The sequence below is a fragment of the Isoptericola sp. Y541 genome, from assembly GCF_059445465.1.
In genome coordinates, this window is the sequence record NZ_JCAIUJ010000003.1 from 265455 (window position 1) to 278303 (window position 12849).

The window sequence follows — 12849 nt, forward strand, 5'->3', positions numbered from 1 at the left end:
CTATCTCGGCGTGAGGGAGACCGTGACCCCGGGGTTCCCCGTGGGCGGCTCCTTCGACACCTCGGCGTAGGCGGCCGCGAGCAGCGTCGGGTCGGGACCCTCGAGCCGGGTCGGCTTCGCCACGTCGTCCAGCACGACGAAGCGCAGCAGGTTGCCCCGCGTCTTCTTGTCCCGCTGCATGGCGGCGAGCAGCTTGTCCCAGCGGTCGCCGCGGTAGGTGGTGGGCAGGCCGAGGGACTCGAGGATCGCGCGGTGGCGGTCCACGACGGCGTCGTCGAGCTTGCCGCCCAGGCGGGCCAGCTCAGCCGCGAAGACCATGCCGACGGCCACGGCCGCACCGTGGCGCCACTGGTAGCGCTCGGTGAGCTCGACGGCGTGGCCGAGGGTGTGCCCGTAGTTGAGGATCTCGCGCAGGCCCTGCTCCGTGAGGTCCTCCCCCACCACGCGGGCCTTGACGCGCACCGACCGCTCGATGAGCTCAGCCAGCACGGCCCAGGTCTCCTCGGAAGCGTCCGCGCCCTTCCACTCCCGCAGCTCGTCGGCGTGCGCCTCCACCAGCTCGAGGATCCGCGGGTCGGCGATGAAGCCGGTCTTGACCACCTCGGCCATGCCGGCGACGAGGTCCCAGCGGTCGAGCGACTCCAGCGCGGCCAGGTCGCACAGCACCCCGGCCGGCGGATGGAACGCGCCCACGAGGTTCTTGCCCTCGGCGGTGTTGATGCCGGTCTTGCCGCCCACGGCCGCGTCGACCATGGCCAGCAGCGTGGTGGGCAGGTGCACCACCTTGATGCCGCGCAGCCACGTGGCGGCGACGAAGCCCGCGAGGTCCGTCGTCGCGCCGCCCCCCACGGAGACGATCGCGTCCGACCGCGTGAAGTCGGCCTGGCCGAGCACCTGCCAGCAGAAGGCGGCGACCTGGGCCGTCTTCTGCTCCTCGGCGTCGGGCAGCTCGACGGCGAACGCCTCGTAGCCCTGGGCTACGAGGTCCTCGCGCACCGCGTCGCCCGTGGCCTGCAGCGACGCCGGGTGCATGACGAGCACGCGGCGCACGCCGCCCCCGAGCATGCTCGACAGCTCGCCGAGCAGGTGTCGCCCGACGACGACGTCGTAGGGCTGCTCGCCCCGTACGGTCACCCGGACCGTCATACCTGGACCTCCTGTGCTGGTGGGAATCCCTCGGTGACGCGCGCGTGCACCTGGGCGGCGACCTCGTGCGGAGGACGGTCGTCCGAGAGGACGTGCACCGTAGCCAGCCGCTCGTACGTGGGGCGGCGCTGCTCCATCAGCTCCACCCACCGCGCGCGGGGGTTGCCGACCAGGAGCGGCCGCGCCTGGTTGAAGCCGACCCGGGGCGCGGCGTGCGCGAGGGCCACGTCGAGGAAGACGACGACCCCGCCGCCCGCGACATACCCCTCGAGGGCCCGCTGGATGTGCGCGTCCATCACGGCCCCGCCGCCGAGGGCGAGCACGCCCGGGTGGGAGGCCAGCGCCGTCGTGACGGCCTCGTACTCCAGCTCCCGGAAGCGCGGCTCCCCGTCGTCGACGAAGATCTCCGCCACGGCCTTGCCTGCCACGATCTCGACGTCCGCGTCCGTGTCGCGGAACTCCACCGAGAGCCGCTGCGCGAGGATCCGGCCGACCGTGGTCTTGCCGCTCCCGGGCGGGCCGATGAGGACCGCGGCCGGACCCGCTCCGTGCACGTCGGCCGTCATCGCAGCAGCTCCGGGATGGCCGCGAGGTAGGCCTCGGCATTGCGCCGCACCTCGGCCACCGAGTCCCCGCCGAACTTCTCCACGACGGCCTGTGCCAGCTCGAGCGCGACCATCGCCTCGGCCACGACGGCGGCGGGCGGCACGGCGCAGACGTCGGAGCGCTGGTGGTGCGCGGTGACCGACTCGCCCGTGGCGACGTCGACGGTGGCCAGCGCGCGCGGGACCGTGGAGATGGGCTTCATGGCGGCGCGCACCCGGAGGACCTCGCCGTTCGACATGCCGCCCTCGATGCCGCCGGCCCGGTTGGAGCGCCGGTGGATGTGGCCGTCGTCGCCGCGGTCGATCTCGTCGTGCGCGGCCGAGCCGCGGCGACGCGCGGTGCGGAAGCCGTCCCCGACCTCGACGCCCTTGATCGCCTGGATGCCCATGAGCGCGGCGGCGAGCCGGCCGTCGAGGCGCCGGTCGCCCTGCACGTACGACCCGAGGCCGGTGGGCACGTCGTAGGCGAGCACCTCGACGACGCCGCCGAGGGTGTCGCCGTCCTTGCGGCACTCGTCGATCTCCGCGACCATCGCCGCGCTCGCGGCGGCGTCGAAGCAGCGCACCGGATCGGCGTCCAGCGCCGCGGCGTCGTCCGGGGTGGGGAGGTCGGCGCCCTCGGGCACCTCGACCGGCCCGATCGCCACGACGTGCGACACGAGCCGCACCCCGACCGCCTGCTCGAGGAACCTGGCGGCCGCCACGCCGAGCGCGACGCGCGTGGCCGTCTCACGGGCCGACGCCCGCTCGAGCACCGGGCGGGCGTCGTCGAAGCCGTACTTGCGCATCCCGACCAGGTCAGCGTGACCCGGGCGGGGCCGCGTCAGCGGGCGGTTGCGCGCGATCTCGCGCTCGTCGCCCGTGCCGGCGTCCACCAGGAGCGCGTCGCGCTCGACCGGGTCCGGCGACATCACGTCGATCCACTTGGGCCACTCGGTGTTGCCGATCTCGAACGCCAGCGGTCCGCCCTGCGTCACGCCGTGCCGCAGCCCGGCGAGCACGCGCACGTCGTCCCGCTCGAACGTCATGCGGGCGCCGCGGCCGTATCCCAGCCGCCGGCGCGCCAGCGCCGCCCGGATGTCCGCGGTGACGAGCTCGACCCCCGCGGGCAGCCCCTCCATCACCCCGACCAGCGACGGACCGTGCGACTCCCCCGACGTCATCCAGCGCAGCATGACCCCGATTCTTCCACGGCCGCGCGGCGCGCCGGTCCGGTGGTCACGGTACGGACGGCGCCTCCGTCAGGTCGCGGCCGGTGACGCGGGCGCCGACAGGGCCGCGCCCAGGGCGGCATCCATCGCGCCCACCGGGGCCGTGCGCCCCGTCATGAGGCGCACCTGCTCCGCCGCCTGGTGCAGCAGCAACCGCTCGCCCCCGACGACGGTGCCGCCCGCGGCGGCCCAGGCGGACGTGAGTGCCGTGGGCCGCGGGTCGTAGACGACGTCGAGCAGCACGCCCGCGGGAGCGGCACCGTGCGCGGAGATGGCGGCCGCCACCGGGTCGGCAGCGAAGGCCGGCATCGTGGACACGACGACGTCCGCGTCGAGCAGGGCGCCGAGGGACGCCCGGGCGTCGAGCACCTCGAAGCGCGGGGCGATCCCCATGCGGGCGGCCGCCTCCTGCGGCCCGGCGGCGCGGCCCAGCGAGCGCACGAGCACGCACGGCGTCGTGCAGCCGAGCTCACCGAGCGCCGCGAGCGTGGACGCCGCGGTGGCGCCCCCGCCGAGGACGACGGCGGCCTGCGCGCGGGCGTCGCCACCCCGGCCCTGCGCGGCGAGGCCCTCGCGCAGCGCGGCGACCAGGCCGGGGACGTCGGTGTTCGTGCCCATCAGGGTCACCCCGCGCTGCGCGGGCGCGACCAGCACCGTGTTGACGGCGCCGACGGCGACCGCGAGCGGGTCGACGTGGTCGACCAGCGGGACGATCGCCTGCTTCAGCGGCATCGTCACGCTGAGCCCCGCCCAGCCGAGGTCGAGGCCGCGCACCAGGGCGGGCAGGTCGTCGATCGTCGTGTCGATCGACGAGTACTCCCAGCCATCCAGCCCGAGGGCCTCATAGGCCGCGGTGTGCAGCACGGGCGAGAGCGAGTGCGCGACGGGGTGTCCGAGCACCGCCGCGCGTCGGGAGACGGTCATCTCAGTAGCCGTTCTCCTTCTCCCACTTGCGCAGCTGCGCCACGTACTTCTCGTGCTCCTGGTTGGTCTCCGAGAACTTCGTCTCGCCGGTGTCGAGGTTGACCGTCACCCAGAAGAGCCAGTCCCCGGCGGCCGGGTGCGCCACGGCCTCGATCGACGCCGCGCCCGGGCTCGAGATCGGTGCCGGCGGCAGCCCGGTGCGGGCGTAGAGGGAGTAAGGGTTGTCGAGGTCGTAGTTGTCGTCCCGGGTCAGCTCGGTGCCGGGCTTCCCCAACCCGTAGGCGGTCGACGCGTCGATGCCGAGCGGGACCTCCTGATCGAGGCGGTTCTCGATGGCCCGCGCCATCTTCGGGCGATCCTCGTCATGCTTCGCCTCGCGCTCGACGAGCGACGCCTTGATCAGCGTGGACTCCCAGTCCTCCTTGGCGACCCCCGTCGACTCGAGCTCCTTCGAGGTCTGCGCGACCATGCCCGACAGCAACGACGTGGCGTCGTCGTCCGGCTGCACGCTGTACGTCTTGGGGAACAGCCACCCCTCGGCGTTGCCGTCGGCCTGCTTGGGCAGCCCGATCGAGTCCGGCTTCTTCAGAGCCGCCTGCAGCTCCTTCGCGGTGATGGTCGTCACGGACGCCACCCGATCCACGATCTGGTCGACGGTGTACCCCTCGGGGATGGTCACGTCGGTCTGGAGCTTCTCGTTCTTCACGAGCGCGGCCACGGCATCAGACGCCTTCATCTCCGACAGGAGCTGGTAGGTGCCCGGCTGGATGCCCGCCGCGGCGGGGTTCGCGCCGAAGGCGTCGTTGAAGGCACCGACGCTGGCCACCACGCCGGCATCGTGCAGCGCCGAGCCCATCTGGGCGCCGGTCGCGCCCTCGGGGATCACGACGTCGACGGGGTCGCCGCCCGGGCCGGGGTAGTCCTCCGAGCTCGAGCCGAAGATCGAGAACCCGCCGATGGTCTCGCTCATCTGCCCGTACAACAGGTAGCCGCCGGCCCCGACGATGCCGAGCACCACGACCAGGACCACCGCGGTGCGCTGCCTGCGACGACGCTTGCGTTTGGCCGCGGCCCGCCTGCTGGCGGCCGAGCGGCGCCGCGAGGGTGCCGCGGGCGCCTCCTGCAGGGCGGGATGCTCGAAGAGGTCCGTCACGCCGGGTACTTCTTTCTGACAGGGCCTGTGGTGGGCACGTTGGTCGGGTACTGCTGTCCGGGCGGGTCAGGCGCCCGGCGGCCGCGTCTCGACGAGCTCGCCGGCGCGCTCCCCCGCCGATCGCTCCACGTCGAGTGCAGATTGCAGAATGATAACGGCTGCAGCCTGGTCGATGACAGACCGGTGTGTCTTGGTGGGTCGTCCGGCCGACCGGAGCTGCGCGTGCGCCGTCACCGTCGTCATCCGTTCGTCGACCATACGCACCTCGACGGGCGCGATCGCCGCCGCCAGACGCACGGCGAACTCGCGCGCATCGGCCGTCGCGGCGCCCTCCGCCCCGGACAGATGCCGCGGCAGCCCCACGTAGACGACCGCCGCGAGCCGGTCCTCGACCTCGGCCGCGATCCGCGCGACGTCAGCCGTCACGGCCGGGGCGCCGCCTCCACCCGACCCCGTGCCCTTCGGCACCTCCAGGACGCGCGGCACGGTCTCGACGGGCGTCGCGACCAGGCCGTCCGGGTCCGAACCGGCGAGTCCGACGCGGGCCTTGCCCACGTCGACGCCGAGCCGCGCGCCCCGCGGCACCCCGCGGGGCGCGCCCTGCTCGTGCGTCACGCGCCCGCCACGACCGCGCGGACACCCTCTGCCACGCCCGCCAGCGCACCGGCAAGCGCGCCCGCGTCCGTGCCGCCGCCCTGGGCAAGGTCGGGCTTGCCGCCGCCACCGCCACCGAGGGTCTTGGCCGCGGCCTTCACGAAGTCGCCGGCCCGCAGGCCACGGTCGCGAGCGCCCGCGTTGGTCGCGACGACGACCAACGGGCGACCGCCCGCGACGCCCCCGACCGCGACGACCACCGGCTCCGCGTCGCCGAGGCGGCCGCGCACATCCAGCGCGAGGGCGCGCAGGTCGTCCGCCGACGCCACCTCGCCCGCGTCGTGCGCCACGACACGCGCGTCGCCCACGCGCGGCGCCTCGGCCGCGAGCTTCCCGGCGGAGGCGAGGATCCTGTCCTGACGCAGCCCGGCCAGCTCCTTCTCCGACTCCTTGAGGCGGGCCAGCAGCGAGCCCACCCGGTCGGTCAGCTCGTCCGGCCGCGCGCCCAGGAGCCCGGTGAGCTGGCCCACCAGCGCGTGCTCCTTGGCCTGGAAGCCGTATGCGCCGTCGCCCACGAGGGCGTCCACGCGCCGCACGCCCGAGCCGATCGACGCCTCGCCGAGCAGGGCGACACGCCCTACCTCGCCGGTGGCCCGCACGTGCGTGCCGCCGCACAGCTCGCGCGACCAGTCGCCGCCGATCGACACCACGCGGACCGTGTTGCCGTACTTCTCGCCGAACAGCGCCATCGCACCCAGCTCGCGGGCCCGATCGAGCGACATCGTGGCGTCGGTGACCTCGAGGTTCTCGGTGAGCCGCGAGTTCACGCGCTCCTCGATCTCGCTGAGCGCGTCCGACGGCACGGGGGTCGGGGACCGGAAGTCGAAGCGCACCCGGCTCGGCGCGTTCTCCGACCCGGCCTGCGTGCGGTCGGGCCCGACCATCTCGTGCAGCGCCTTGTGGATCATGTGCGTGGCCGAGTGCGCGCGGCTGATCGCGACGCGGCGCACGACGTCGATCGTGGCGCTGCCCGGGTCGCCGAGCGCCACCGTGCCCTCCACCAGGCGGCCCCGGTGCACCGACAGGCCCTTGACGGGCCGCTGCACGTCGTCCACCTCGATGGTCGCGCCGCCGTCGAGCACGATCGTGCCCTGGTCGGCGAGCTGGCCGCCCGCCTCGGCGTAGAACGGGGTGCGGTCCAGCACGATCTCCACGTCCGCGGGCGCGGTGGCGGCGGGCGCGGGCACGCCGTCGACGAGCAGCCCGGCCACGGTCACCGCGGACTCCGTGTCCGTGTACCCGAGGAACTTCACCGGCGCGGCGAGCTCCTTGGACAGGGTCTCGTAGGAGCGCAGGTCGGCGTGTCCGGTCTTCTTGGCCAGCGCGTCGGCACGCGCCCGCTGCTTCTGCTCCGCCATGAGGTCGCGGAACGCCTTCTCGTCCACCTGCACGCCCTGCTCGGCCGCCATCTCGAGCGTGAGGTCGATCGGGAAGCCGTAGGTGTCGTGCAGCTGGAAGGCCTCGGCCCCGCCGAGCACCGGGGTGCTGCCGTCCGTCGCCTTCTTGGCGCGGTTCACCGCGGTGTCCAGGATCGTCGTGCCCTGCGCGAGGGTGCGCCGGAAGGCGTCCTCCTCCGCGTACGCGACCTCGCTGATGCGCCCGAACTCGGCCTCGAGCTCCGGGTAGGAGGCCTTCATCGCGTCCTTCGACGCGGGCAGCAGGGACGGCAGCGCGACGTCGTCGACGCCGAGCAGGCGCATGGAGCGCACCCCGCGACGGATCAGGCGGCGCAGCACGTAGCCACGCCCCTCGTTCGACGGCTTGACCCCGTCGCCGATGACCATGAGCGCCGACCGGACGTGGTCGGCGACGACGCGCATGCGCACGTCGTCCTCGGCCGAGTCGACACCGCCGGCGCCGTAGCGCTTGCCGGTCATCTCCTCCACGCGGGCGATGACGGGGTAGACCTCGTCGATCTCGAAGAGGTTCTCCTTGCCCTGCAGCAGGTAGGCGATGCGCTCGAGGCCCGCGCCGGTGTCGATGCTCTTGTGCTCGAGCTCGCCCAGAAGCGGGTAGCTCTTGCCCGGCCCCTCGCCCCGAACGAACTCGTCGAAGACGAGGTTCCAGATCTCCAGGTAGCGGTCGCCGCCCGGGTCGACGTCGCCGCCGACGGCGTCGGGGCCGTAGGCGGGGCCACGGTCGTAGTGCCACTCCGCGCACGGCCCGGCGGGGCCCGGCTGGCCGGTGTCCCAGAAGTTCTCCTCGCGCGGCAGGCGCACGATGTGCTTCGGGTCCAGGCCGACGCCTCGGGTCAGCGCCTCGTACGCCTCGGTGTCCTGCTCCCAGATGGTGACCCACAGGCGGTCGCCGTCAAGCCCGTAGCCGCCCTTGTCCTGCGCCGACGTCAGCAGCTCCCACGCGAAGTCGATCGCCTCGCGCTTGAAGTAGTCGCCGAACGAGAAGTTGCCGTTCATCTGGAAGAACGTGCCGTGGCGCGTGGTGCGACCCACGTTCTCGATGTCGTTGGTGCGGAGGCACTTCTGCACGCTCGTCGCCCGCGGCCACGGGGCCGGCTCGGTGCCGAGGATGTACGGGATGAAGGGCACCATGCCGGCGATCGTGAAGAGGATCGACGGGTCCGGCGAGACCAGGGGGGCGCTCGGCACGATCGCGTGTCCCTTGGACTCGAAGTAGTCGAGCCAACGCTTACGGATCTCGGCGGTACGCATGATGTCCTTCGATGGTGTCGAGCCGTCGTGGCGGATGACAAGAGCGGCGGCCGGCCACCGGGGCGGTGGGCCGGCCCCTATTCTCCCGCCGGTCGGGCGATGGTCGGAACGGGATTTCTCAGAACGAGTAGCCGAGCTCGGCCTCGTCGGCGGCGATCTCGGCCTCCGGGTCGGCCGCCTCGGCCGCGTGCCGGGCGTGGCCCGGGCCGCGGCGCAGGTCGCGCGGGCCCAGCCCGCTCGCCCGCACGTCCTCGGGATCGGGCTGGCCCTCCGCGAGCAACGCCGCCGTGAGCTCGGCTTCCCGGGCCGTCCGTGCCTCAGTGAACTCGCGCCGGAACGTGCCCATGAAGCTCTCGGCACGCCGGCCGGCGTCCTGCGCCGCGCGCTCGGCCCGGTCCACCACGGCCGCGGGCGCGTACTGCGCCACGAGCTTGCGCCCCTGCCGGATCACGACCACCGTCACCGCGACGCCCACTCCGACCCAGAACAGCCGGCGCATCAGCGGGCCGCCTTCGACGACTGAGCACCGTCCCGGCCGGCGGAGCGCGAGGCTCGCGTGAACGCCTGGCGCACCCCGTAGGAGAACGCGGCGACCTTCACCAGCGGGCGCCCGAGCGTCGAGGCGTAGAGGCCCGCGAGGGCGGACACGTTCTCGCTCACCTGGGCGACGGACGTGGTGATGGTGTCGACCTTGACCAGCTGGTCGTTGGTGGACGCCACCGTGGTGGCCGCTTCGTCGAGGATCGGCACAGAGTGCTCCGTGACCTCGCGGATGGACCGCGTCGCCTCGTCGAGCACCCGGCCGAGCTTCACGAGCGGAATCGCGAGCAGGCCCACGAGCAGCACGAACGCGACGGCCGCGATGAGCCCGGCCACGTCACCCATCGACATCAGATCTCTCCTCGCACAGGCGTCAGACGGTCGGTCGTCACCCTATCCCGGGACGCCTCTTCGGGACGCTGCCGGGGGCTGCCATGGAACGGCCGGACGCCCCGCCCCCCGCAGAGCGGGTGACGGGGCGTCCGGTACTGCGTACGCGGGTCAGCGCGCGTAGAACTCGACCACGAGCTGCACCTCACAGGTCACGGGGACCTCGGCGCGCTTCGGCTTGCGGGTCAGCGTGGCCGACAGCTTCTCGTGGTTGACCTCGAGGTAGCCCGGCACGGCCGGCAGGACGTCGCGGTGCGCACCGGCTGCGGCGACCTGGAACGGCGTGGTGGCCTGCGACTTCGCCTTGACCTGGACCGTCTGTCCCGGCTTCACGCGGAAGGAGGGGCGGTCGACGATCTTGCCGTCCACGAGGATGTGACGGTGGGTCACGGCCTGGCGGGCCTGCAGGATGGTGCGACCGAACCCGGCGCGCAGCACGAGCGCGTCCAGGCGGGTCTCGAGGTCCTCGACCATGACCTCACCGGTCAGGCCCGGGTGCTTACGGGCGTCCTCGTAGATCTTGAGGAGCTGCTTCTCGCGCAGCATGTACTGGGCGCGCAGCCGCTGCTTCTCGCGGAGGCGGACCGCGTAGTCCGACTCGGTGCGACGGCGGGCGCGGCCGTGCTCACCCGGGGGGTACGGACGCTTCTCGAAGTGGCGGACGGCCTTGGGGGTCAGCGCGAGGCCGAGCTTGCGGCTCAGGCGGACCTGGCGGCGCGACTTGGTGACGGAGCTCAATGTACTTCCTGTCCTGTGGTGATGGATGAGGTCACACCCGGTTCCCACCCCGGAGGGAGGTCGGGTGCGGGACCAGCCGATGGAGCTTCCCGCACCGGAGTGACGGGGTGCTCACGGGGCCGAGGTCCCAGGCGGTCGCCGAGACGGCAACCGCAGCATCCTATCGCATCCCCGGGGCGTCAGACGGCCGCCCGCCACCGCGCACCCCTTGCCCCGCTGCACCTCCCGGCGGTTGACTGGGCGGGCCGGCGCTGCCGGCGCTCACGCGTTGCGACGAAGGAGTCCCGCACGATGTCTGCGTCTACCACACTCTCGCCCCGCTCGGCCGAGGTCGTCCGCGCCACCCTCCCGGCGGTCGAGGCAACCATCGACGACATCACGACGATCTTCTACCGGACGCTGCTCGACGCGCACCCGGAGCTGCGGGGGCCGATGTTCGCCCCCGCACGGCTGGAGGACGGCACACAACAGCGGGCGCTGGCCGCGGCGATCGTCGCCTGTGCCGCGCTGCTCGTCGCGGACACGCAGGAGGACCCGCGCGAGGTCCTCGCCCCCGCGGCACGCCGACACCGTGTCCTCGGCGTGACGCCGGCGCAGTACGACGTGGTGCACGAGCACCTCTTCGCGGCGATCGTCGAGGTGCTCGGCGACGCCGTGACGCCCGAGGTCGCCGCGGCGTGGGACGAGGTCTACCGGACGATGGCGAGCACCCTCGTCGAGCTCGAGGCCCGCTGACCCCTCGGGCGCCACCGGACCGGCCTCGAGGGCCTCAGGTGCCGCCCAGGATCTCCCGGATGCGGGCGAGGCGGTCGGTCACCTGCTTCTCGAAGCCCCGGTCGCTCGGCTCGTAGTAGCGCCGGCCCTCGAGCTCGTCGGGCAGGTACTGCTGCGCGGCGACGGCGTGCGGGGCGTCGTGGGCGTAGCGATAGCCCGCGCCGTGCCCGAGCGGCTCGGCCCCCGCGTAGTGCGAGTCGCGCAGGTGGGCCGGGACCACGCCGACCTTCCCGGCGCGCACGTCCGCGAGCGCCGCGTCGATGCCCGCGTAAGCACGGTTCGACTTCGGGGCGGTCGCGAGGTGCACCACCGCCTCCGCGAGGACGATCCGCCCCTCGGGCATGCCGATGAGCTGGACGGCCTGGGCCGCGGCGACGGCCGTCTGCAGCGCGGACGGGTCGGCCATGCCGACGTCCTCGGCGGCGGAGATGACCAGGCGCCGCGCGATGAACCGCGGGTCCTCCCCCGCGGCCACCATGCGGGCCAGGTAGTGCAGCGAGGCGTCGACGTCCGACCCGCGGATCGACTTGATGAACGCGGAGATGACGTCGTAGTGCTGGTCGCCGTCGCGGTCGTACCGCACGGCGGCGACGTCCACGGCGCGCTCGACGGTCTCCAGGTCCACGGGGACGGCCGCTTCCGCCGCCTTCCCGTTGCCGGCGTCCGCGAGCGCCGCGCCCGCGGCGGCCTCGAGGATGGTCAGCGCCTTGCGGGCGTCGCCGCCGGCCATCCGTACGAGCTGGTCCTCGGCGTCGTCGGCGAGCACGACCGCGCCGCCGAGGCCGCGCTCGTCCTCGACGGCGCGGCGCACGAGGGTGCGCACGTCGTCGGCCGTGAGTGGCTTGAGGGTGAGCAGCAACGACCGGCTCAGCAGCGGGGAGTTGACGGAGAACGACGGGTTCTCCGTGGTGGCCGCGACCAGCGTGACCCATCGGTTCTCGACGCTGGGCAACAGCGCGTCCTGCTGCGTCTTGGAGAACCGGTGCACCTCGTCGATGAACAGGACCGTCTCCTCGCCGCCGGCGACGAGCCGCCGGCGGGCATCCTCGATCACCTGCCGGACGTCCTTGACCCCCGCCGTCACCGCGGAGAGCTCGACGAAACGGCGCCCCGAGACCGTGGCGACCAGATACGCGAGGGTGGTCTTGCCGACGCCGGGCGGCCCCCACAGGATCACCGAGCCGGGAGCCGCGCGGCGCGCCGACTCGTCGTCGGGCTCCACGAGCCGGCGCAGGGGCGACCCTGGCACGAGGAGGTGGCCCTGGCCGGCGACCTCGTCGAGCGTCGCCGGCCGCATCCGCACCGCCAGGGGGGCGCTCGGGCCGGAGCGGGCGCTCGCCGGCGTGCCGCGGGCGCCGGTGAGCGCGGAGTCGAACAGGTCCATGCGCCCCAGCCTACGGAGCGCCGCCCACGCGGCGGCCCGGCTCAGGGCCGGGGGGCTGTGACGTAGCGCTCGACCGTCGGCCCGAGCCAGGCCACGAGCTCCTCGCGGGACATCTCGGCGGCCGGGCCGAACCGCAGCACATACCGCAGGAGTGCCATGCCGAGGATCTGGGAGGCCACCAGCGTGGCGCGGCGGGGTGCGTCCGCGGGGTCCGGACCGAATCGCTCGACGGCGGGCACGAGCTGGGCCCGGAAGACGTCGCGCATCCGTTCAGCACCGGCGGGATGGGTGATGCCCACGCGCAGGAGGGTCACGAGGACCGTGTCCCGCTCCCACAGGTCCAGGAAGTGCTCCACGATCGTGGCACCGAGGGCGTCCGGGGCGATCGCGGCCGCGTCCGGGATGCCGAGCTCCACGTCGACGACGCGGGTGAAGAGCTCCTCCTTGGACCCGAAGTACCGCATCACCATCGACGGGTCGATCCCCGCCTGCGCGGCGACGGCGCGCACCGTGGCGCGCTCGTAGCCGTCCTCGGCGAATCGCTCGCGGGCGGCGGCGAGGATCGCGGCGCGGGTGGTGTCCGACCGTCGCGGCCGGTGGTTCTCAGCCATGCCAACGACTGTAGGCCAACATCTGTTGACCCGCCGCCACGACCCGCCTA

General features: G+C 73.5%; 13 protein-coding genes. 1 reads left to right on the forward strand and 12 read right to left on the reverse strand.

Translation table 11 applies throughout. The annotated features are described in order from the left end of the window. From aroB to rpsD, 10 genes are all read right to left on the reverse strand, one after another. Window positions 1–1146, reverse strand: a complete 1146-nt coding sequence (gene aroB / locus AC1C2V_RS09655) for a 3-dehydroquinate synthase (protein ID WP_495389377.1) — start codon at window positions 1144–1146, stop codon at window positions 1–3. After that, window positions 1143–1712: a shikimate kinase gene (locus AC1C2V_RS09660; protein ID WP_495389378.1), complete on the reverse strand. Its 570-nt coding sequence runs from the start codon at window positions 1710–1712 to the stop codon at window positions 1143–1145. Before AC1C2V_RS09660 ends, aroB begins: the two co-directional genes overlap by 4 nt. Further along, on the reverse strand, window positions 1709–2926 hold the full coding sequence (gene aroC, locus AC1C2V_RS09665) for a chorismate synthase (protein ID WP_495389379.1): 1218 nt from the start codon (window positions 2924–2926) through the stop codon (window positions 1709–1711). Before aroC ends, AC1C2V_RS09660 begins: the two co-directional genes overlap by 4 nt. 66 nt (window positions 2927–2992) lie before the next feature. Next, the gene (locus AC1C2V_RS09670; RefSeq protein WP_495389380.1) at window positions 2993–3886 is read right to left on the reverse strand and encodes a shikimate dehydrogenase; all 894 of its coding nucleotides are present in this window, start codon (window positions 3884–3886) and stop codon (window positions 2993–2995) included. 1 nt (window position 3887) lies between these two features. Then, a complete protein-coding gene (gene mltG / locus AC1C2V_RS09675; protein ID WP_495389381.1) occupies window positions 3888–5039 on the reverse strand; it encodes an endolytic transglycosylase MltG in 1152 nt (383 codons plus the stop codon). A gap of 66 nt (window positions 5040–5105) precedes the next feature. Further along, window positions 5106–5654 (reverse strand): Holliday junction resolvase RuvX, encoded by a 549-nt coding sequence (ruvX, locus tag AC1C2V_RS09680; protein WP_495389382.1) that lies wholly within the window; start codon window positions 5652–5654, stop codon window positions 5106–5108. After that, on the reverse strand, window positions 5651–8362 hold the full coding sequence (gene alaS / locus AC1C2V_RS09685; protein ID WP_495389383.1) for an alanine--tRNA ligase: 2712 nt from the start codon (window positions 8360–8362) through the stop codon (window positions 5651–5653). Before alaS ends, ruvX begins: the two co-directional genes overlap by 4 nt. A gap of 118 nt (window positions 8363–8480) precedes the next feature. Next, entirely contained in the window at window positions 8481–8861 is a 381-nt protein-coding gene (locus tag AC1C2V_RS09690; RefSeq protein WP_495389384.1) for a hypothetical protein, read from the reverse strand. Further along, window positions 8861–9253 (reverse strand): DUF948 domain-containing protein, encoded by a 393-nt coding sequence (locus tag AC1C2V_RS09695; protein ID WP_495389385.1) that lies wholly within the window; start codon window positions 9251–9253, stop codon window positions 8861–8863. The genes AC1C2V_RS09690 and AC1C2V_RS09695 overlap by 1 nt, the downstream gene beginning before the upstream one ends. A 150-nt stretch (window positions 9254–9403) precedes the next feature. Further along, complete coding sequence (gene rpsD / locus AC1C2V_RS09700) at window positions 9404–10030, reverse strand: 30S ribosomal protein S4 (protein WP_495389386.1); 627 nt, start codon at window positions 10028–10030, stop codon at window positions 9404–9406. 291 nt (window positions 10031–10321) lie between these two features. Here rpsD and AC1C2V_RS09705 point away from each other — a divergent pair, with 291 nt between their 5' ends. Continuing rightward, the gene (locus AC1C2V_RS09705; RefSeq protein ID WP_495389387.1) at window positions 10322–10765 is read left to right on the forward strand and encodes a globin domain-containing protein; all 444 of its coding nucleotides are present in this window, start codon (window positions 10322–10324) and stop codon (window positions 10763–10765) included. Between the two features lie 34 nt (window positions 10766–10799). Here AC1C2V_RS09705 and AC1C2V_RS09710 read toward each other — a convergent pair whose 3' ends face one another. Continuing rightward, window positions 10800–12188, reverse strand: a complete 1389-nt coding sequence (locus tag AC1C2V_RS09710; protein WP_495389388.1) for a replication-associated recombination protein A — start codon at window positions 12186–12188, stop codon at window positions 10800–10802. Between the two features lie 41 nt (window positions 12189–12229). Then, window positions 12230–12799, reverse strand: coding sequence for a TetR/AcrR family transcriptional regulator (locus AC1C2V_RS09715; protein ID WP_495389389.1), 570 nt, complete (start codon window positions 12797–12799; stop codon window positions 12230–12232). Window positions 12800–12849 lie beyond the last annotated feature (50 nt).

Excerpts from the sequence above, each read along its gene's own strand:
- aroB (WP_495389377.1), bottom strand. The coding sequence starts at position 1,146 with ATGACGGTCCGGGTGACCGTACGGGGCGAGCAGCCCTACGACGTCGTC.
- AC1C2V_RS09660 (WP_495389378.1), bottom strand. The coding sequence starts at position 1,712 with ATGACGGCCGACGTGCACGGAGCGGGTCCGGCCGCGGTCCTCATCGGC.
- aroC (WP_495389379.1), bottom strand. The coding sequence starts at position 2,926 with ATGCTGCGCTGGATGACGTCGGGGGAGTCGCACGGTCCGTCGCTGGTC.
- AC1C2V_RS09670 (WP_495389380.1), bottom strand. The coding sequence starts at position 3,886 with ATGACCGTCTCCCGACGCGCGGCGGTGCTCGGACACCCCGTCGCGCAC.
- alaS (WP_495389383.1), bottom strand. The coding sequence starts at position 8,362 with ATGCGTACCGCCGAGATCCGTAAGCGTTGGCTCGACTACTTCGAGTCC.
- AC1C2V_RS09690 (WP_495389384.1), bottom strand. The coding sequence starts at position 8,861 with ATGCGCCGGCTGTTCTGGGTCGGAGTGGGCGTCGCGGTGACGGTGGTC.
- AC1C2V_RS09695 (WP_495389385.1), bottom strand. The coding sequence starts at position 9,253 with ATGTCGATGGGTGACGTGGCCGGGCTCATCGCGGCCGTCGCGTTCGTG.
- AC1C2V_RS09705 (WP_495389387.1), top strand. The coding sequence starts at position 10,322 with ATGTCTGCGTCTACCACACTCTCGCCCCGCTCGGCCGAGGTCGTCCGC.
- AC1C2V_RS09710 (WP_495389388.1), bottom strand. The coding sequence starts at position 12,188 with ATGGACCTGTTCGACTCCGCGCTCACCGGCGCCCGCGGCACGCCGGCG.
- AC1C2V_RS09715 (WP_495389389.1), bottom strand. The coding sequence starts at position 12,799 with ATGGCTGAGAACCACCGGCCGCGACGGTCGGACACCACCCGCGCCGCG.